The sequence below is a fragment of the Pseudomonas sp. BAV 4579 genome (assembly GCF_009765395.1).
Taxonomy (GTDB): Bacteria; Pseudomonadota; Gammaproteobacteria; order Pseudomonadales; family Pseudomonadaceae; genus Chryseomonas; species Chryseomonas aestiva.
The window spans coordinates 1-18,793 of record NZ_WHOV01000027.1 but is presented as its reverse complement, the minus strand read 5'-3'; the positions used below and the strand labels follow the sequence as shown (position 1 = coordinate 18,793).

21 protein-coding genes are annotated in these 18,793 nt (G+C 68.5%); 15 read left to right on the top strand and 6 right to left on the bottom strand.

The annotated features are described in order from the left end of the window. On the top strand, positions 1-139 hold a 139-nt coding region (locus GSQ95_RS26440), incomplete at its 5' end, for a hypothetical protein (protein ID WP_178123834.1). 119 nt (positions 140-258) lie between these two features. Then, positions 259-846: a YajG family lipoprotein gene (locus GSQ95_RS08350; protein WP_158894020.1), complete on the top strand. Its 588-nt coding sequence runs from the start codon at positions 259-261 to the stop codon at positions 844-846. A 60-nt stretch (positions 847-906) separates the two neighbouring features. Here GSQ95_RS08350 and GSQ95_RS08345 read toward each other — a convergent pair whose 3' ends face one another. Further along, a complete protein-coding gene (locus tag GSQ95_RS08345; protein WP_158894018.1) occupies positions 907-2,067 on the bottom strand; it encodes a 1-acyl-sn-glycerol-3-phosphate acyltransferase in 1,161 nt (386 codons plus the stop codon). Between the two features lie 107 nt (positions 2,068-2,174). On the opposite strand from GSQ95_RS08345, the gene GSQ95_RS08340 reads away from it, so the two are divergent. The 4 genes from GSQ95_RS08340 to GSQ95_RS08325 all read left to right on the top strand — a co-directional run bounded on the left by GSQ95_RS08340 (position 2,175) and on the right by GSQ95_RS08325 (position 4,319). Continuing rightward, positions 2,175-2,357: a CPXCG motif-containing cysteine-rich protein gene (locus GSQ95_RS08340; RefSeq protein WP_017639858.1), complete on the top strand. Its 183-nt coding sequence runs from the start codon at positions 2,175-2,177 to the stop codon at positions 2,355-2,357. Continuing rightward, positions 2,357-2,617, top strand: coding sequence for a putative signal transducing protein (locus GSQ95_RS08335; protein ID WP_133861431.1), 261 nt, complete (start codon positions 2,357-2,359; stop codon positions 2,615-2,617). Before GSQ95_RS08340 ends, GSQ95_RS08335 begins: the two co-directional genes overlap by 1 nt. A 184-nt stretch (positions 2,618-2,801) precedes the next feature. After that, positions 2,802-3,419, top strand: a complete 618-nt coding sequence (locus GSQ95_RS08330; protein ID WP_158894016.1) for an SOS response-associated peptidase — start codon at positions 2,802-2,804, stop codon at positions 3,417-3,419. 78 nt (positions 3,420-3,497) lie between these two features. Beyond that, positions 3,498-4,319 (top strand): M48 family metallopeptidase, encoded by an 822-nt coding sequence (locus GSQ95_RS08325; RefSeq protein ID WP_158894014.1) that lies wholly within the window; start codon positions 3,498-3,500, stop codon positions 4,317-4,319. Between the two features lie 118 nt (positions 4,320-4,437). On the opposite strand, the gene GSQ95_RS08320 is transcribed toward GSQ95_RS08325, so the two are convergent. Both GSQ95_RS08320 and GSQ95_RS08315 read right to left on the bottom strand, forming a co-directional pair. Then, entirely contained in the window at positions 4,438-5,439 is a 1,002-nt protein-coding gene (locus GSQ95_RS08320) for a class I SAM-dependent methyltransferase (protein WP_158894012.1), read from the bottom strand. Between the two features lie 29 nt (positions 5,440-5,468). Continuing rightward, complete coding sequence (locus tag GSQ95_RS08315; protein WP_158894010.1) at positions 5,469-6,428, bottom strand: 2-hydroxyacid dehydrogenase; 960 nt, start codon at positions 6,426-6,428, stop codon at positions 5,469-5,471. Between the two features lie 94 nt (positions 6,429-6,522). On the opposite strand from GSQ95_RS08315, the gene GSQ95_RS08310 reads away from it, so the two are divergent. Continuing rightward, complete coding sequence (locus GSQ95_RS08310) at positions 6,523-7,110, top strand: ACP phosphodiesterase (RefSeq protein ID WP_158894008.1); 588 nt, start codon at positions 6,523-6,525, stop codon at positions 7,108-7,110. Here GSQ95_RS08310 and GSQ95_RS08305 read toward each other — a convergent pair. After that, positions 7,053-7,850, bottom strand: a complete 798-nt coding sequence (locus GSQ95_RS08305) for a 1-acyl-sn-glycerol-3-phosphate acyltransferase (RefSeq protein ID WP_158894006.1) — start codon at positions 7,848-7,850, stop codon at positions 7,053-7,055. The genes GSQ95_RS08310 and GSQ95_RS08305 overlap by 58 nt on opposite strands. After that, entirely contained in the window at positions 7,847-8,575 is a 729-nt protein-coding gene (locus GSQ95_RS08300; protein ID WP_158894004.1) for a GNAT family N-acetyltransferase, read from the bottom strand. Before GSQ95_RS08300 ends, GSQ95_RS08305 begins: the two co-directional genes overlap by 4 nt. A gap of 225 nt (positions 8,576-8,800) precedes the next feature. Between GSQ95_RS08300 and GSQ95_RS08295 the strand changes: the two genes are divergently transcribed. The 8 genes from GSQ95_RS08295 (at position 8,801) to GSQ95_RS08260 (ending at position 16,692) form a co-directional block, all read left to right on the top strand. Continuing rightward, the gene (locus GSQ95_RS08295) at positions 8,801-9,286 is read left to right on the top strand and encodes a peptidylprolyl isomerase (protein ID WP_158894002.1); all 486 of its coding nucleotides are present in this window, start codon (positions 8,801-8,803) and stop codon (positions 9,284-9,286) included. Positions 9,287-9,851: 565 nt separating this feature from the next. Then, positions 9,852-10,871 (top strand): isopenicillin N synthase family oxygenase, encoded by a 1,020-nt coding sequence (locus GSQ95_RS08290; RefSeq protein WP_158894000.1) that lies wholly within the window; start codon positions 9,852-9,854, stop codon positions 10,869-10,871. Beyond that, positions 10,871-11,257, top strand: coding sequence for a VOC family protein (locus GSQ95_RS08285; protein ID WP_158893998.1), 387 nt, complete (start codon positions 10,871-10,873; stop codon positions 11,255-11,257). Before GSQ95_RS08290 ends, GSQ95_RS08285 begins: the two co-directional genes overlap by 1 nt. Positions 11,258-11,277: 20 nt before the next feature. Continuing rightward, positions 11,278-12,369, top strand: coding sequence for a BMP family ABC transporter substrate-binding protein (locus GSQ95_RS08280; RefSeq protein WP_218580199.1), 1,092 nt, complete (start codon positions 11,278-11,280; stop codon positions 12,367-12,369). 76 nt (positions 12,370-12,445) lie between these two features. Next, positions 12,446-13,960: an ABC transporter ATP-binding protein gene (locus tag GSQ95_RS08275; protein WP_158893996.1), complete on the top strand. Its 1,515-nt coding sequence runs from the start codon at positions 12,446-12,448 to the stop codon at positions 13,958-13,960. Then, positions 13,953-15,080: an ABC transporter permease gene (locus GSQ95_RS08270; RefSeq protein ID WP_158893994.1), complete on the top strand. Its 1,128-nt coding sequence runs from the start codon at positions 13,953-13,955 to the stop codon at positions 15,078-15,080. Before GSQ95_RS08275 ends, GSQ95_RS08270 begins: the two co-directional genes overlap by 8 nt. After that, complete coding sequence (locus GSQ95_RS08265) at positions 15,077-16,003, top strand: ABC transporter permease (RefSeq protein WP_158893992.1); 927 nt, start codon at positions 15,077-15,079, stop codon at positions 16,001-16,003. Before GSQ95_RS08270 ends, GSQ95_RS08265 begins: the two co-directional genes overlap by 4 nt. Continuing rightward, positions 16,000-16,692, top strand: coding sequence for a cysteine hydrolase family protein (locus GSQ95_RS08260; RefSeq protein WP_218580198.1), 693 nt, complete (start codon positions 16,000-16,002; stop codon positions 16,690-16,692). The genes GSQ95_RS08265 and GSQ95_RS08260 overlap by 4 nt, the downstream gene beginning before the upstream one ends. 61 nt (positions 16,693-16,753) lie before the next feature. Here GSQ95_RS08260 and GSQ95_RS08255 read toward each other — a convergent pair whose 3' ends face one another. Further along, the gene (locus GSQ95_RS08255) at positions 16,754-18,379 is read right to left on the bottom strand and encodes a glycosyltransferase family 39 protein (protein ID WP_158893990.1); all 1,626 of its coding nucleotides are present in this window, start codon (positions 18,377-18,379) and stop codon (positions 16,754-16,756) included. Positions 18,380-18,793 lie beyond the last annotated feature (414 nt).

The window sequence follows — 18,793 nt, the reverse complement described above, 5'->3', positions numbered from 1 at the left end:
CTCGCTGTACAGCGCCCAGCAGCAGCTGATCACCGACCGGCTCAACCAGCTCAACAGCGAGGTCACCCTGTACAAGGCGCTCGGTGGCGGCTGGCTGGAACGCAGCCAGACCCGGCCGCCGCTGGCGGCCAAGCCGTAACGCCTGGTCTGAACGACGCCGGCCCCGTGCCGGCGTTTCCTTGTCCGGAAGGCCGGTCTATCGACGCCGCCGGGGGGCTGGGTATACTGCCCCCTGTCCCTTTCTTCCGGAGTCTCTGCATGCGCTATCGCCTGTTGCTCGGCCTGCTCGCCGCCACCGGTCTGACCCTGGTCGGTTGTGCCAGCAGCCCCCAGCAATTGAGTCCGCAACCCCAGATCACCGCGCCCATCGCGCCGGTCGGCCAGGGCCAGCCGGTCTCGGTCCGGGTGGTCGACGGCCGTTCCTCCTTCACCCTCGGCACCCGTGGCGGTCTCTATCCCGACACCAGCGTGGTGGTGGTGCAGACCCAGGACGTGATTCCCAAGCTGCAGGCCGAAGCCGAGAAGGCCGTACGCCAGATGGGCTTCACCCCGTCGCCCAACGCCGGTCCCGGTGCGCCCCAGCTGACCCTGACCCTGGCCGAACTGAACTACCAGTCGCCCAAGGAGCTGTACGTCACCGCGTCCGACGTCGCCGCGGCCTTCCAGGTCGAGGTGCGCAACAGCCAGCGCGGCTACAAGGGTCGCTATGGCGCCAGCCTCAACCAGCGCTTCGGCATGGCGCCCAACGCCGAGGCCAACACCAAGCTGGTCAGTGATGTGCTGAGCGATGCCCTGACCCGGGTGTTCAAGGATCCGACGGTTGTCCAGGTGCTCAGCGGTCGCTGAGCCGCGACCGTCCACAAAAAAGCCCGGCTCGTGCCGGGCTTTTTCATGAGCGCGCCTGGGCTATTCCAGACCGGCCAGGACGCGATACTTGTTCAGCACCGGCTGGGCGTACTGGCGCACCAGTTGCGCCCGGTACTGCGCCGGGCACTCGGTCAGACGCCTTTCCCACTCGCTGCGGGCGACCGCGATTTCCTCGGCGGGAAACAGGGTCTCCACCGCGGGCACGGCCAGCTCCGGATCGCGGCCCTCCCAGGCGGCATAGGCCAGGTAGCTGGCCGGGAACAGCCGGTAGTTGCCGAGAATCTGCCGGTCCATTTCCTGGGCCAGCGCCTTGGCATCCTCGAACTCGCCCGTGACCGGCTCGCCAAAGGCCACGTGCACCCGGCCCTTGTAGCCGGTGATGCCCCGGGCGATGCTGACGTCGTCCTCGCCCGGCGCCTTGGCATAGCTGCCGGTGGTGGCGCGGGTGTGCAGTTCGCGGGCCTTGGCCTGGTCGCAGGGGTCGAATTCGTAGCTGATGGACACCGGTACGATGTTCAGCGCCTTGACCAGCTCGGCGAAGGGCTCGTCCTTGCAGCTCATGTGGAACATCTTGAGGATGGCCGAATCGGTGCGATCGTCGCCGTCCTTGGCCCGGCCCTCGGCCTGGGCGATCCAGATGGACTGGCCGTCCTGGCGGATCGAGTGATTGATGTAGGCGGACAGATTCTGGTACGCCGCCAGCTTTTCGCGTCGTCCGCTGATGGAGCGGTGCACGATGAAGCTCTTGTTCAGCCGCATCAGGTCGCTGACGAAGGGCTTCTGCAGCAGGTTGTCGCCGATGGCGATGCGTGGCGTTGGCAGACCGGCGTGGTAGACGGCATAGTTGACGAAGGCCGGGTCCATCACGATGTCGCGGTGGTTGGCCAGGAACAGATAGGCGCGGCCGCTGCGCAGCTGGTCGATGCCGGAATAGGTAACGCCGTCCGAGGCCTTCTCGATGGCGCGATCCACATAGGGTTCGAGCTTGTCCTGCAGCGCCGCGACGCTCTGGATACCACTCAGTTCCTGGCGCAGGCGGGTGCGCAGCAGGGGGCGCACTACCCAGCCGAGTCCCTTGGACAGGCGCGGGAACCGGTAGCCGGCGAGGATGCCGATGAAGTGGTCGTCGTCGATCAGGCGGGCCAGAACCCCGGGGACTTCCGCGTCGTTATAGGGTCGAATGGCTTCGAACTCGCCCATGGTGTTCTCTTGTAGAAATTCCGGCGGCCATAGTAGTGGGCGTGGCGCCAGATGCAAGCGCCAGGGGCCGGATGGGCGGCAGGTTGGCGGTCAAGGAGTGCAGGCAGATGCTGGAAAGCCAGGAATACGATTGCCCTTATTGCGGCGAACCGGGCGAGGTGGTGCTCGACCTCAGCGGCGGTGATCAGGACTACTACGAAGACTGCGAAGTCTGCTGCCGACCGATCCGCTTCGGCCTGCACACCGATGGCGAGGACTGGAATCTCGAGGTTCGGCGGGAGGATGACTGATGCGCCGCATCTATGAGCCGGGGTCGCTGCACGAGGGCGAACTGCTCCTCGCGGTGCTCGCCAGCGAGGGCATCAGTGGCTTCCTCGCCGGGCGCCATCTGCTCGGGGGCATCGGTGACCTGCCAGCGGCAGGATTGCTCGGCCTGCTGGTCGACGACGAGGAGGCCCAGCGCGCGCAGGCGCTGATCGCCGCGTACAATGCCGCCACGCCCCTGCCGGGAGAGGATCCCTCCCCCGAGCAGGGCATCCTCGTCTGCTAAGTTCTATACGAAAAGTGCCTGCGCATCGGTGATGCTTCGTTGAAAAACGCCTGGCACGCCAGCCCGGTCGTAATACTCATTTACCACTTGTAAACTCGTTCGCGAGCCCGATCCGCTTCCTTAGCTTTTTCGCCTCGCCTGACCTTCGCTCGGCGACTTTTCGTAAAGAACCTAAAAGGTTTTCATGTCCGGACGCTACGCCCTGTTCCGCTGGCCCGCCGAATTCGCCACCCTGCCGGGATTCCCCGAAAAGCATCCGCCGCGCTGGAACATCTCGCCCCATCAGCAGGTGCTGCTGCAGCGGCGGACCGCCGAGGGCGAGCGGGTCGACAGCGGTCGCTGGGGGCTGACGCCGCCCTGGCTCACTGATCTTTCCCGCACCCCCACCCATGCCCGCGCCGAAAGCCTGGCCACCCAGCCGATGTTTCGCGAGCCCTTTCGCCTGCGGCGTTGCCTGCTGCCGGCCAACGGCTTCTATGAGTGGCGCGGCAACCACCGCAAGCGCCCCTACTGGATGCTCAATGGCGAACCCCTGGCCTGGTTTGCCGCGCTCTGGGAAGCCTATCCGGCCGGGGATCAACTCTGGCTGTCGGTGGCCATGGTCACCCAGGCCGCGGGCCCGCTGCGGCGGCCCATCCTGCTCGACGAAGAGGGGCGTGCCCTCTGGCAGGATCCGGACAGCCCGCCCGAAGCCCTGCAGGCGCTGCTGGCCGCGGGCGGCATGCCGCTGCGCGAGCGGGTGCTGGCCGACATCGTCAACCGACCCGAGGTGGACGGGCCGGAGTGTCTGACGCCGCTGTAGCGAGGACCGCCGCTTTCCTCGTTGCCGCCTCGCCGAGCTGCACCTACCATGTATCCGCCTCGATACCTGGAGATTCCCATGCGCCGTATCCTTCCCCTCGCGGGCCTGTCCCTGAGCCTGCTGCTGGTCGCCTGCCAGAGCGTCAATACCACCTCGGGTGGTGCGGTCGGGGTGCAGCGCAAGCAGTACATGTTCAGCATGCTGTCCGAGCAGCAGGTCAACCAGATGTACGCCCAGTCCTATGCCAAGACGGTCAGCGAGGCCAAGTCCGCCGGCAAGCTGGCCAACGACAGCGCCGACGGCAAGCGCGTCGCCGCCATCGCCAAGCGTCTGATCCCGCAGACCGCGGCCTTCCGCCCGGATGCGGTGAACTGGGACTGGCAGGTCAACCTGGTGCAGAGCGACGAACTCAACGCCAACTGCGGCCCGGGCGGCAAGATCTTCGTCTACAGCGGGCTGATCGATCAGCTCAAGCTGACCGATGACGAACTGGCGGCGGTGATGGGCCACGAGATCGCCCACGCCCTGCGCGAGCACAGCCGCGAACAGATGTCGCGGGCCTATGCCATCCAGATGGGCGAGAACCTCGGTGGCGCCCTGCTGGGCGTTGGCCAGGGCGGCATGCAGCTGGCCGACCAGGTGTCCCAGGTGGCCCTGACCCTGCCGTTTAGCCGCGGCAACGAGAACGAGGCCGACCTGATCGGCCTGGAGCTCTCGGCGCGCGCCGGCTACAACCCCAATGCCGCCATCACCCTCTGGCAGAAGATGGCCCAGGCCAGCCAGGGCAAGCAGCCGGCGGAATTCCTCAGTACCCACCCGTCCGACGCCAACCGCACCAAGGCCCTGCAGGCGGCGATTCCCAAGGTGATGCCGCTGTATGAGGCAGCAAAGAAGGGTTGAGGGTTGGGTTGGGGATTGGCGTTTCCCTCACCCCAACCCTCTCCCAGGGGGAGAGGGGGCGGCTCTGGCGCCGAGGTATAGCCGTAGGTTGGGCTGAGCGCAGCGAAGCCCAACAGCATTACCGTCGCCGGGCGCTATAGACCTTGAAGCCGTCGCGTTCCGCCAGGATACGGCAATTGCCGAAGGCCGCCTCGATCAGGGGCGGATAGCGCAGGAAGCTGTTGGCCACCAGGCGCAATTCGCCGCCGGGACGCAAATGACGCACCGCCTCGGCCAGCAGTGTCTCGGTGGTGCGGTAGTCGGTCTTCACGCCGCTGTGGAAGGGCGGATTGCTGACGATGGCGGCCAGTCCCGTGGGCGCCGCGGCGATGCCATCACCACTGATCACCGTTCCGCTCAGACCGTTGGCCGCCAGGGTCCGGCGGCTGCTGGCCACGGCGAAGGCGTCCACGTCCAGCAGGTGCAGGGTGCTGGCGGGATAGCGGCGCGCCAGGGCGGCGCCGACCACGCCCGCGCCGCAACCGAAGTCCAGTACCGCGCCCTCGGGCAGACCGTCGAGCTGGTCCAGCAGCAGCGCCGTGCCCACGTCCAGCCGGCCATGGCTGAACACGCCTGGCAGGCTGAGAATTTCCAGGTTCACCCCAGCCCGGTCCAGTGGCTGGCGTTGCAGCCAGGCGTCCGGCTGCGGATTGGCCGAGGTGCGAGGGCCGTGCACCACCCACAGCTGGCAATGGCGGGCACTGTCGAGCTTGCTGGCCTTGCCGAAGGCACCCAGCTGGCGCGCGGCGCGTTCGATACCGGCCTTCTTTTCGCCGACCAGAAAGAGACTGCCCGCGGCCGGCAGGCAGCGCGTCAGGGCGGTGAGCAGGAAGTCGGTGGCCTCGCGGGACTTGGGCAGAAACAGCACGGCACTGGCGAAGTCGCCCGCCGGCGGTTCGATCCCCAGGCTGACGCGACCCGGATAGCGCCGCGTCAGTTGTTCGGCCTCGCCCGCATGCCAGCTCCAGCCGCTGGCCGCGGGCAGGGCGCCGAGCAGGTCATCGGCCGGCAAGCCGGCGAGCAGCAAGGCGCCGCCAAGGCGCTCGGGGTGACGGAGGAGGACTTCGCTGCGCGGATCCATGGGGCTACCTGGCGAAAAAAGCGCGAACTTTAGCAGACCACCCGCTGCGGCGTGCCGGCGAAATGGCCCTCGGCATTGGCGGCGAGCTGGCCGATGATCCGTTGACGCGCCTCGCGACTACCCCAGGCGTTGTGCGGAGTGACGATCAGTCGCGGAATGTCGCCGGCCAGCAGCGGATTGCCGTCACGCGGGGGCTCCACGCTGAGCACGTCGGTGGCGGCGCCGGCCAGGTGGCCGCGTCTCAGGCAATCGGCCAGGGCCTGTTCGTCGACGATGCCGCCGCGGGCGGTGTTGACCAGAAAGGCCGTGGATTTCATCGCCGCCAGTTCCGCCGCACCGATCAGGCCGCGGGTCTGTTCGGTCAGCGGGCAGTGCATCGTCAGGGCATCCACCTGGGGCAGCAGCTCGGCCAGCGGCAGGCTGCCGGGACGCGCCGGGCGACCGGGCAACTGGCCCACCAGGGTCTGCATGCCGAAGGCTTCGGCCAGCCGCTTGACCGCGCTGCCCAGCTCGCCGAGGCCGAGCAGGCCGAGGGTCTTGCCTTCCAGCTCGACGATGGGGTGGTCGAGCAGGCAGAACTGACTGGCGGTCTGCCAGCGACCGGCACGGACGTCGGTCTGGTAGTCCGGCAAGCGGGTCGCCAGGGCCAGCAGCAGCGCCAGGGTGTGCTGGGCGACCGAGGCGGTGCCATAGCCCTGGCAGTTGCAGACGCGCACGCCCTGGGCGCGCGCGGCTGCCAGGTCGATGTTGTTGGTGCCGGTGGCGCTGACCAGTACCAGCTTCAAGTCCGGGCAGACGGCCAGGCTGGCGGCGTCCAGCACCACCTTGTTGACGATGGCGACCTGGGCGCCGGCCAGGCGCGCCGCGACCTCGTCCGGGGCGCTCGCCGGATGGAGTTCCAACTCGTCGAGCACCGCGCGCAAGGGCGCCGGGTCCAGATCGCCGAGGTCGAGAGAGGCATAGTCGAGGAACACGGCGCGAACGGGCATGACGACTCCAGCGGAAAGGGAAGGGAGGTCCGAGCCTAGCAGCCGCGGGTCGTCCAGGAAAACCGCCCGCTCGCGGCTGGAGTATGCTGAAGGGATGAATTATCTCGCGCACCTGCACCTGGGCGGCCCCAGCCGCGAAGACCGCCTCGGCAGCCTCTATGGTGATTTCGTCAAGGGCTCGGCGGACGTCTGGCCTGCCGGAATTGCTGCCGGTATCCGGCTGCACCGGCGCATCGACGTCTATACCGACGACCACCCCCTGGTGATCCGGGCCAAGACCCGGTTGCCCGCAGCGCGGCGGCGGGTGTCCGGACTGCTGGTGGATGTCTTCTTCGATCACTGCCTGGCGCGCCTCTGGCAGGACTATGCCGAGCAGCCGCTGCCGGGTTTCGTCGCGGACTGCTACCAGACCCTGCTGGAGGAGCCGGAACTGCCGCCACGGCTGGCCCGCATCGCACCCCTGATGGCGCATCAGGACTGGCTGGGCAGCTACCGGGACTTCGCCGTGCTGGAGCGGGTGGTGGAGGGCATGGCGCGGCGGCTGTCGCGTCCGGAACTGCTGGCCGGCGCCTTCGCCGGGCTGGAGGCCGCCTACGGCGGCCTGCTGGCAGACTTTCGCGACTTCTATCCGCAGCTGCAGGCCTTTGCCGCTGCCGAGCGCGCGGCGCGCGTTTCCCGCTGAATCCCGAGGCGGGCGGCGATGGCCGCCTGGCATTCACCTGCCAGCACCTGGCGCGGCCGACCGTGGGGCAGGATGGCTGGCAGCAACTCGATCCTCAGGGTGGTGCCGCCGTTGTCCAGCAGGCGCAGCAGGTGGCTCACCAGGTCGTCGTCGCCGATGAAGGCCGCGGTCCGGTCTGGCTCGCCATGGCGCCAGTAGCTGAGCGCCACGGGTTGCAGCGGGGTGCCGGTGGCGATGGCCGGACTCAGCAGCCGGCCATGAAAGGTGCGCAGCACGCTGCCGTCTGTGGTGGTGCCCTCGGGAAAGAGCGCCAGTGACAGGCCCTGGGTCAGGCGCGTGGTCAGCGCCTCGCCCAGGGCGTCACCGCGTTCGGCGCCACGGCGGATGAACAGGGTGCCGGCCTGGCGCGTCAGCCAGCCGGCGAAGGGCCACTCCGCCACCTCCGCCTTGGACAGGAAGCCCAGCGGCCGCAAGCTGCCGAGGGCGACGATATCCAGCCAGGACACGTGATTGGCCAGCCAGAGGTGGGTGCCGCGCGGTACCTCGCCGCGGACCTCCAGGCGCAGGCGCAGGGTCCGCGCCAGCAGCTGGAAGAAACGTCGCGTCAGCCGTTGCCGCAGCCCCAGGCAGGGCCGGCGACTGAGGGCTACCGCCAGCGCCACCGTCAGGGCGAACAGCGCCCCGAGCAGCAGCGCGGCCAGGACCGGCAGCAGCCGCATGGCGAGGCGCAGTCGCCTCATACCGCGGCCTTGAAGTGGCGGGCATAGCGCGGGCAGAGGTCTTCGCGCTTGAGCAGGATGAAGACGTCGGCCACGCCGAATTCCGGATCCCAGCAGGGCGCGCCGCAGACCTGGGCGCCCAGGCGCAGATAGGCCTTGAGCAGGGGCGGCAGCTGCACCACCAGGTTGTCGGGCACGGCGACGAAGGGCAGCGGGCGCCGCGGCGTGGCGCGGATCGCCGGGATACGCTCGCCCCGCGCGGCCTGGCGCAGCAGGGCGGCGGCCTGCAGACCGCCGTCGGCCATGGGCACGCTGGCGCAGCCCATGAGGTAGCGATAGTCGCCGCAGGCCATGATCTCGGCCAGTTCCGCCCACAGCAGGGCGATGGCGGCACCGGTGCGATGCCCGGGCGCCACGCAGGTGCGGCCGATCTCCAGCAGCGGACCCTGCAGGCCATCCAGGCCTTCCAGCTGGAATTCGCTTTCGCTGTAGAGACTGCCCAGGCGCTCGCGGCGGCGTCCGTCGAGCAGCCGCGTGGTGGCGATCAGCTCGCCGCTGCGCAGGTCGCGCACCCCCAGGTGCAGGCAGTGGGCGTCGTAGGCGTCCTGGTCGAGGTTGTCGGCGAAATGCACGCCGTAGGTGCTGCCGAAGACCGCAGCTCGCAGGCGCTGGGCAGCGCGGATATCCGCGGCGGTCGACAGGCGTTCGGCGCGCAGCGCGGGCGGTGCGGACACTGGAATCGGCATGGCAGGGCTCCGGCAGTGGGTATGCAGCAAACCCTAGGTAGCCGGGATGACAGCGCCGTGAAGCGGCCATGGCGATTGCGTGACGAGCGGTCGGGCACCGTTGCAGGGGCGCCCTCCAGATGCCTCCGGGCGCCAGGGGACTGACCGAACGCATTCGCAATTGCTAGGTTGGACGCGTAGACTGATGCGTCATCCTATTTTTTTCCCAGCATGAAGGTTCTGGCCATGCAGATCGCGGCGAACACGGCAGTATCCATCGACTACACCCTGACCAACGACGCCGGCGAAGTCATCGACAGCTCCGCTGGTGGTGCTCCGCTGGTATATCTGCAAGGCGCGGGCAACATCATTCCCGGCCTCGAGCGCGCCCTGTCCGGCAAGCAGGCTGGTGACGAGCTGAAGGTGGCCATCGAGCCGGAAGACGCCTACGGCGAATACACCCCCGAACTGGTTGCCATCCTGGGCAAGGAAATGTTCGAAGGCGTGGACGAGCTGGAAGTGGGCATGCAGTTCCACGCCTCCGGCCCGGACGGCGCCATGCAGATCGTCACCGTGCGTGACATCGACGGCGACCAGGTCACCGTCGACGGCAACCATCCCCTGGCCGGCCAGCGTCTGAATTTCGACGTCAAGGTGGTCAACGTGCGTGCGGCCAGCGACGAAGAAATCGCCCACGGCCACATCCACGGCGAAGGCGGTCACCAGCACTAAGCCTGGCAACAGGTTCCCACAACGCCCGTGTCCGGCAATGCCGGCACGGGCGTTGTCGTTTGTGGCCTCCGTGCAAGGTGGCCTTCACCCCAACCCTCTCCCGCGCGGAGAGGGGGTTGGTTGGGTGGTGTGGGGGCGCCGTAGGTTGACTGAGGCGGCTCCATCGCCGCAGCCCAACAGCGGGAAGCTGCAGTATCCGTCGTGATGATCCGGATTCGTTGGGCCTCGCCGCGCTCAACCCAATCTACGCGGAGGCTAGCCGCGGGTTGAGTCGAGGCGGCTCCAGTGCCGAAGCCCAGCGCCGCCAAGCCGATCCCGCTCGCCAACGCCTTCCCGCTCGGCGCCGACCCACCCTGGGCGCCACCCCGGTGCACGCTGATCGCGCAAGGTGCAGCGCGCCGTCAGTAGATCCTGGGTATCTCCCTCAACTTACTGTTTTCATTGGCTTTTCAAGTTTTTACCAAATGGTCCAAAGATGGCACAACGGTTGCAATTTCCCTGCTGCCGTCTTGCCCGGTGAACGTGCGTCGCGCTGTCTCCTTTCGTCCAACCCGTGAGGTCCGTCATGCCGCTGTCCAGTGTTTCCATCATCGATCTGGCCCCCTATTTCGCCGGCTCGGCCGCCGGCAAGCAGGCAGTGGCCAAGGCCGTCGACCAGGCCTGCCGCGATATCGGCTTTCTCGTCATCACCCATCATCAGGTGCCCGAGGAACTGGTCGAGCGGGTCTCGCGTCTCTCGCGGGCCTTCTTCGAGCTGCCGCTGGCGGAGAAGCGCAAGGCCGATCGGCCGCGCCCGGATCAGGTGCGCGGCTACAGCGCGGTGGCCGAGGAGAGTCTGTCCTACAGCCTGGAAGAGGCGGCGCCGGGGGATCTCAAGGAGTCCTTTTCCATAGGTCCGCTGGACGTCCCGGAGACGGCCTACTACCGCGGTCCGGAAGCCGGGCCGCACTTCGCGCCCAACGTCTGGCCGACAGCCATCCCCGGTTTCCGCGAGGCCTATGCCGAGTATTTCGCCGCCATGAGCGACCTGGCGCGCACCCTGATGCGTCTCTTCGCCCTGGGGCTGGCGTTGCCGGAAACCTATTTCGACAGCCGCATCGATCGCCACATCAGCATGTTCCGCACCCTCTGCTATCCCCACCAGCAGGAGGCGGCGCTGCCCGGTCAGTTGCGCGCGGGGGCCCATACCGACTACGGCAGCCTGACCATCGTCCGCCCCGACGACGCGCCCGGTGGCCTGCAGGTGCGCAATGCCGACGGCGAGTGGGTGGACGTGCCCAAGGTGCCGGGTGGCTTCGTGGTCAACATCGGCGACCTGATGATGCAGTGGACCAACGATCGCTGGGTCTCGACCCTGCACCGGGTGGTGAATCCACCGGCGGAAGCCGGTTGCGATACCCGCCGCCAGTCCCTGGTGTTCTTTCACCAGCCCAACTACGACACCCTCATCCAATGCCTGCCCGGTTGCGCTACGCCCGGCACGCCGCCGCGCCATGCGCCCATCACCTCGGGCGATCACCTGAGATCCAAGTTCGTCAAGCAGACCACCTTCGGCGGGACCCAGTCCGGCGTGCGGGTGGCCTGATGCCGAGTCTTTCCTACGTCAACGTCTTCGCCCAGGACGTGGTGGCCCTGAGCGGCTTCTACCAGCGGGTGTTCGATTTTCCCGAGATCGAGGCGATCCGCTCGCCGATCTTTCGCGGCCTGGACACCGGCAACACCGCCATCGGCTTCAACGCGCCGGAGGCCTATGAGCTCTTGGGGCTGGGCGAATTCGCCGGCAGTGAGGGCTGCCGCTTCCTGCTCAACCTGGAGGTGGACAGCCGCGCCGAGGTGGACCGGCTGGTGCCGGTGGCCGAGGCCGCCGGTGCCCGCCTGCTGAAGGCGCCCTACGAAACCTACTACCACTGGTACCAGGCGGTGCTGCTGGACCCGGAAGGCAACGTGTTCCGTATCAACCACATGTTGTAGACAAGGCTAAGGACGAGACGATGCTGAGCAGATGGCTGGGAAGAGTGGCGTGCGTGCTGGCGCTGATGGGGCTGGGTACCTGGGCGCAGGCGGACGACGAGGGCTTCACCCTCAAGGGCGAGCCGAAGATCGCCATGCTGTATTTCACCGCCAAGAACGATGGCGGCTGGACCCAGGCCATGGACGAGGCGCGGGTGAAGATCGAGAAGGAACTGGGCCTGAAGATCCAGTTCGTGGAGAACGTGCCGGAGACCGCCTCGGCCATCCGCCCGGCTGCCGAGCGCTTCATCAAGCGCGGCGCCAACATCGTCATCGGTACCGCCTTCGGCTACTCCGACACCTTCAAGCAACTGGCCGAGCAATATCCCGAGGTGGCCTTCCTCAACGCCTCGGGCACCACCAATGGGCGCAACCTGGAATCCTTCTACGGCCGTACCTACGAAAGCCAGTACCTCTGCGGCATGGCCGCGGGCGCGGCGTCCAAGACCGGCAAGCTGGGCTTCGTCGCCGCCAATCCCTTCGGCGTGGTGAACTGGACCATCAACGCCTACGAGCTGGGCGCCCGGCAGATGAATCCCAACGCTACCCTCACGGTGATCTACACCGGCAGCTGGAACGATCCGGTCAAGGAACGCGCCGCCGCCGCGGCGCTGATCGACCAGGGCGCCGACGTCATCGGCCAGCACGTGGACACCCCCACGCCGCAGATCGTCGCCCAGGAGCGTGGCGTCTACGGCACCGGCAACCACCGCGACATGCGCCAGTTCGCCCCCAAGGCCACCCTCTGCTCCTCGGTGTGGGTCTGGGATCGCTTCCTGGTGCCGGAGCTCAAGCGCGTCATCGCCGGCCACTGGAAACCCGCGCCCAACGGTGCCCTGGTGTCCATGGCCGACGGCGGCACCGACATCGCCGGCTTCGGCGACGCCGTGCCCAAGGCGGCCCAGGAGAAGATCCTCGCCGAGCGCGAGGCGCTGCTCAAGGGCAAGCAGATCTATGCCGGTCCCCTGAGCGATCGCGACGGCAAGGAGCGGGTCGCCGCCGGCCAGGTGCTGTCCGACCCGGCGCTGTGGCAGATGGACTGGTTCGTCCAGGGCGTGACGACGCAGAAGTAGCGGTTCACCCCTGGGTAGGGTGGAAAACCGCGCAGCGTTTTCCACGGAGGCGATCCTTGGACAAAGGCCGACCAGCATGAAAAGACACAACGCCCTGCAACTGCGTGGCGTCGGCAAGACCTTCGATGGCTTCCAGGCGCTGCAGCAGGCGGATTTCCTGGTGCGCTGGGGCGAGGTGCATGCGCTGCTCGGCGAGAACGGCGCGGGCAAGTCGACGCTGATGAACATCGCCGCCGGCCTCTATGCGCCGGAGACCGGCGAGCTCCTGGTGGACGACAACCCGGTGCGGCTGCGCGGTCCGGCGGACGCCGCCCGCTTGCGCATCGGCATGGTCCACCAGCACTTCAAGCTGGTGCGACCCTTCAGCGTGGCGGAGAACGTCCTGCTCGGCCTGCCGGCGGGGGAGGGCAGTCATCGCCGGCGCCTGGCCGAGATCAGCGAGCGCATCCGCCAGCAAGCGGCCGCCCTGGGCTTCGCCATCTGCCCGGAGCAGCGGGTGGCGGAGCTGTCCATCGCCGAACAGCAGCGGGTGGAAATCCTCAAGGTGCTGCTGGCCGGGGCGCGCATCCTCATCCTCGACGAACCCACCGCGGTGCTTACCGATGGCGAAGGCGAGCGGCTGCTGCAGACCCTGCGCGCCCTGGCGGCGGAGGGCGCGGCGGTGGTGCTGGTGACCCATCGCATGCAGGACGCCCTGACCTACGCCGACCGCCTCACGGTGATGCGCGGCGGCCGCACCCTGCGCAGCCTGGACCCCGCCGAGGTGGCGGTGGACGAACTGGTACGCCTCACCGTGGGTGATGCCCAGCCGCTCGCCGACACTCCGCGAGCTGCCGCTGGGGCACCGCTGCTCAGGGTGCGTGGCCTGCGCACCGCGGAACGCGGCGGGCGGCGCGCACTGGACGGTATCGACCTGGAGCTGCGCGCTGGCGAGATCTATGGCATCGCCGGGGTCGGCGGCAACGGCCAGGGCGAACTGGCCGATGTGCTGATGGGCCTGCCGCAGCCCTACGACGGCGAGGTGCGGCTGGAGGGCTTCGGCGATCTGGCCGCGGCCGCCAGCGCCCGCCGCCGCGACCTGCGCATCGCCGCCATTCCCGCTGACCGCTATGGCAGCGCCCTGGCCGGAGGCCTGTCGGTGGCCGACAACTTCGCCATCGGCGCGGTGCACAGCGGTCGCTTCGGTGGTTTCGCCCGCCTGGATCGCCGCGCCCAGGAAGCGGCGACCCAGGCGGCGGTGGCGCAATTCGATGTCCAGGGCGTGCGCTCGGTGCGGCAGAAGGCGGCGCTGCTCTCCGGCGGCAACGCCCAGAAGCTGGTGATCGCCCGGGAATTCGGCCGCGAGCCACGCCTGGTATTGGCCCACAGCCCCAGTCGTGGCCTCGACGTGCGCGCCGGCGCCGAGGTGCAGGCACGGCTGCTGGCCGCCCGTGAGGCTGGCGCCGCGGTGTTGCTGATCAGCGAAGACCTGGACGAGGTACTGGCCCTCGCCGACCGCATCGGGGTGATGAGCGCCGGACGCCTCGTCGCCGAATTCCAGCGACCCGCCGATCGCCAGGCGATCGGCCATGCCATGGTGAATCATGCTTGAACCCCTGAGTGCTCCCCTGGCCGAGGTCGCTAGCCCGCGGCCACGGCAACCGCTGTTCAGCCGCCGCTACACCCTGGAGATCCGCCAGCAGCTGGCCTGGCCCTGGCAGGCGCTGATCCTCGGCCTGGCGTTGCTGCTGGGCCTGGGCCTGTCCGCTGCCATCCTGGTGCTGGCCGGGGTGCCGGCCGGCGAGTTGCTCAACGAATTCGTGATCGCCACTCTGTTCGATGCCCAGAGTCTGCAGGCCACCCTGTTCCAGGCCGCGCCGGTGATCCTGGTGGGCCTGGCCGGCTGCCTGGCCTTTCGCGCGCGCTTCTGGAATCTGGGGCTGGAAGGCCAGATGATCTGGGGGGCCCTCGGCGCCACGGCGGTGTCGCTGTTCGAGATCGGCCCGGAAGCCCTGCGCCTGCCGCTGATGCTGGTGGCGGCATTGCTCGGCGGCCTGCTCTGGGCGCTGGCCCCCTTGCTGCTCAAGCTGCGCCTGGGGGTGAACGAGATCATCGCCTCGCTGATGCTCAACTACATCGCCGCCAACTTCCTGCTGCACCTGGTGTTCGGCCCCTGGAAGGACCCGCGCGACGCCTTTCCCTATTCGCCGCTGTTCCGCCCCTTCGAGCGGCTGCCGGAGTTGTTGCCCGGGCTGAGTCTGGCGGTACCCCTGGCGCTGCTGGTGGCGGTGCTGGCCTGGTGGTTCGTCGCCCTGAGTCGCGCCGGGCTCTACCTGAGATTCGTCGACGCCAATCCGCGGGTGGCCGGCGCCGTCGGCGTGCCGGTGCGCGCCACCATCCTCGCCACGGTGCTGGCTTCCGGCGCCCTGGCCGGGCTGGCCGGTTTCGTGGTGGCGGCCGGGCAGGAAGGGCGGCTGACCCAGTCTTTCTACCAGGGCTACGGCTTCTCCGGGATCCTCATCGCCTTCCTGGCGCGCAACAACCCCCTGGCCGCCGCCGTGGTGGCCTTCCTGGTGGCGACCCTGTTCGTCGCCGGGCGCAATCTGCAGGTGTTCTACCAGATCCCCTTCGCCATGGTGCAGCTGATCCAGGCGCTGATCGTCATCTGCGTGGCGTCCTCGGATTTCTTCATCCGCCATCGGCTCAGACGCAGCCAGGGAGGTGCCGCTTGAACCTGCTCGCCAGCTGGCTGGGTAACGTCCCCGACTTCGCCATACCCTACGCCCTGGCGGCGCTGGGGCTGATCCTCACCGAGCGCTCCGGGGTGCTGGCCCTGCATGCCGAGGGCCTGATGCTGGTGGGCGCGCTGTTCGGCATCGGTGCGCAACTGGCCTTGGGCAATGCCGGCCTGGCACTGCTGGCGGCCATGGGCGCGGCGGCGCTGGTGTCGCTGCTGTTCGCCGTCATGGTGATCTGGCTGCGCATCAACCAGGTGATTGCCGGCCTGACCCTGGTGTTCTTCTGCCAGGGCCTCACCGGCCTGCTCGGCACCCTCTGGGGCTGGACCAACCAGCCGGTGTCCGGGCTGCCGGCGCTGGCGCTCTGGCCGCTGTCGGACCTGCCGCTGGTGGGACGGCTGTTCCAGCAGAACCTGCTGGTCTATCTGACCCCGCTGATCTTCTTCGCGGTGATCGCCTGGCTTGAACGCACCACCCCCGGCCTGCGCCTGCGGGCGGTGGGCGAGAATCCCCAGGCGGCCGATGCGGCAGGACTCTCGGTGGCCGGCTACCGGTTGCTGGCGATCCTCGCCGGCGCGGCGCTGGTGGGTCTGGCCGGGGGCTACATCGCCGTGCTCAGCACCAAGCTGTGGATCGCCGAGATGACCGGCGGTCGTGGCTGGATCGCCGTGGCCCTGGTGATCTTCGCCCGCTGGTCGCCCTGGCGCGCCCTGGCCGGGGCGCTGCTGTTCGGCTGCATCGAGGCGCTGATTCCGCAACTGGCCGCCGCCGGGGTGCGGCTGTCGCAATACCTCATCCTGATGGCGCCCTATGCCGTCACCCTGGGCGTGATGATCTGGGTCGCCCTGGCCGGGCGTGACCGCCTGAGCCAGCCTGGCGCCCTGGGCGAAGCCTATGTTCGCGAGGAGCGTCGATGAACCTGCGTGCTTTCGTCTATGAGGAACCCCGCCTGCTGGCGCGAGCGGACTTCGCCGATTACCTGGACCCGAGCACCACGGCGGTGCTGTCCATCGACCTGCACCGCGGCCATCTGGATGCCTCGCCGGAGTGCCCCTGCCCGGCGCCCCGCCCCCGCGACCTGGTGGCGCCGGTGGACGCCTTCCACCGCCAGGCCCGCGCCCTGGGCGTGCGCATCGTCCATGTGAAATCGGTGCTGCGCGCCAATGGCACCGACGACCTGGGCGGTATTCCTGCGGCCTGGCGAAGGACCTTTCCGCTGCACGTCGGGCCGATTCCCAATGCCGACGCCCATGCCCTGGAAGGCTCGCCCTGGACCGAGTTGCTCACCGAGGTCCTGCCCGAGGATCTGCGGGTGGAAAACAAGCGGCGGCTGTCGGCCTTCTATCCCACCGATTTGGACTTCCTGCTGCGCAACCAGCGCATCACCACCGTGGTGCTGGATGGCGGCTTCACCGACTGCTGCGTGCTCAACACCGCCTTCGATGCCAGCAACCGCACCTACCGGGTCATCGTCCTGCGCGATCTGGTGCGGGGAACCGATGAAGGCCTGGAGCGGGCAGCGCTGAGCATGGTCTCCCTGCACCTGGGGCTGGTGATGGAATCCCAGGATCTGCTCGCGGCCTGGGGTGATGGCGGCGGCCTTTGAGTACGGTACGTTGGGATTGGATTCTTGTAGGTTGGCGCTGAGCGCAGCGCAGCCCAACGCCTCAGGGCACCCTCGGCAATACCGTGAAGGCGCGGAAGCGCTCCTTGAGATTGCCGGGGCGGGCGCCCTGCCAGAGCAGCTGCCAGCCCGGCGGGATCGTCACGGCTTCGTGCCACTCGTCCTGCACCACCAGTACCCGGCAGGGCACCTGGTGCAGACCGGTCAGCGCCTGTGGGGGATAGCCGCTGTAGACGTGCAGCATGGAGCGCTCCGACTCGCCCAGGCCGTAGCTGGCCACGCAATCCGTGGCGGGGAGCACCCGCTGCAATGCGGTGAAGGGCCGCGCATAGCTGTTGCCCAGGTCGACCCAGGGTAGCCAGAGGCTGTTGGCCAGGGTCCAGCTGACCGTCAGGCCGACGAACCAGGCGCTGGCGGCTGCCAGCTGTGCACGCAGCGCCAGGGTGACGCCCCAGCCGACCAGGGCCAGCAGCGCGACCGCCCAGGCCAGGGGATTCGGCGCCAGGCGTTCCGTGATCGGCAAGTGCTCGCGGATCAGCTGCGGCCAGGGCAGGGCCCAGCCCAGGGCCAGACCGATACCGCCCAGGGCCAGCAGGACGATGAGCGGCGTCCAGAATGCCAGGCTGGCATCCCGGCCGAGGCGAGCGATGGCCGCTGGTGGCTGCAACCTTGCCGCCAGCAGCGCCAGGGCCGGAAACAGCGGCAGCAGATAGAGGCTGCGAAACACCGCCGACTTGAGCAGCACCGCCAGGCAGATGATCGCATAGAGCACCACCGTGGCCAGTCCCGGATGCCGACCCAGGCGCTTCAGCGGGCTGCCGCCACGGCGATACAGCTGCCAGAGCGTGGCGCCAAGCAGGATCAGCCCGGTGGGGAAGGACAGCGCCAGCAGATCCTCCAGGCTGGAAGCCAGACCATCGGTATCGCTGTTGCGCGCCTCCAGGCCGAAGAAGCGGCCGATATTGCTGGTCCACAGCCAGGTATGGAACAGCCCCGGCGCCCGGTGCCAGAGCAGCGCCGGCCAGAGCAGCAACCAGGGCAGGGCGGCCAGGCTGGCGGCGAGCAGCCAGTGACGTCCTTCCGGCTCGACCAGCCGCCGCGGCCAGCAGAGCGCGCAGAGCAGTCCGGTGAGGCCCAGCACCCCGGGCACCAGCAGGCCCTTGCTCATGAAGGCGATGCCCAGGCCGCTGCCGAACAGCAGGCCCTGGCGCCAGGGGTGGCGATTATCGTGCAGCTGGGCGGCAAGACCGGCGAGGCCCAGGATGGCGCCGGCCAGCTGGGGCACGTCGGCGATCAGCAGATGACTGTGCTGCACCACCCCGAGCATGCCCAGCAGGGCGAGCACGGCCTCGCGCCGGCGACCGGGCAGCAGCCGCTGGGTCAGCCAGGCGAGCGCGGCCAGGGTCACCAGCATCCAGCCCAGCACCGCCAGCCGCGCGCCGTCGGGGACGCTCAGCCAGGGCGCGGACAGTCGCGCGGCCAGGGCGCCGGTCCAGTACATCAGCGGCGGCTTTTCCATGAAGGGCGCCGTCCCGACCCGGGGAATCAGCCAGTCCGGGGTGGTGAGGAAATTCCACACCATGCCGAAGGAATAGGGCTCGTCGGCCTTCCACAGACCACGGCCGAACAGACCGGCGAGCAGGTAGGCGGCCAGGCAGCCGAGCAGCAAGGCCCGCTCCAGCTTTGCGGCTCTGGGGGAGGCAGGGGGTGAAGAGGGGCGCACGGCAGGGACTCTTGGTGGAATCCTGCCGGTATACGGGACTTGGCTTAGAGGGGGCTTAAGAGGTTGGCGGGGGGGAGGGCGATTGCTGGTATTGGTGCCAGGGCTGGTTATCGAGCGCTTTGAAGGTTTTTGTTTCGCCCACCCGGGCGAGTCACTTTTTGCAGTCGCCAGAAAATTAACCAAAAACGCTTGCCCCGGACATCCGGCCCTCCGCTGCGCTCCGGGTGACTCGCGTTGCTCGCCCTTCGGGCCAGCCTGCGGCTGTTACTCCGCTACGCTACGTTTCGCTCACACCAGCGCCATTTTGGGGTCGGCCTACACGGGCCGTCCATGGCCCGTTAGGCCTCTCGCCGCATCCAT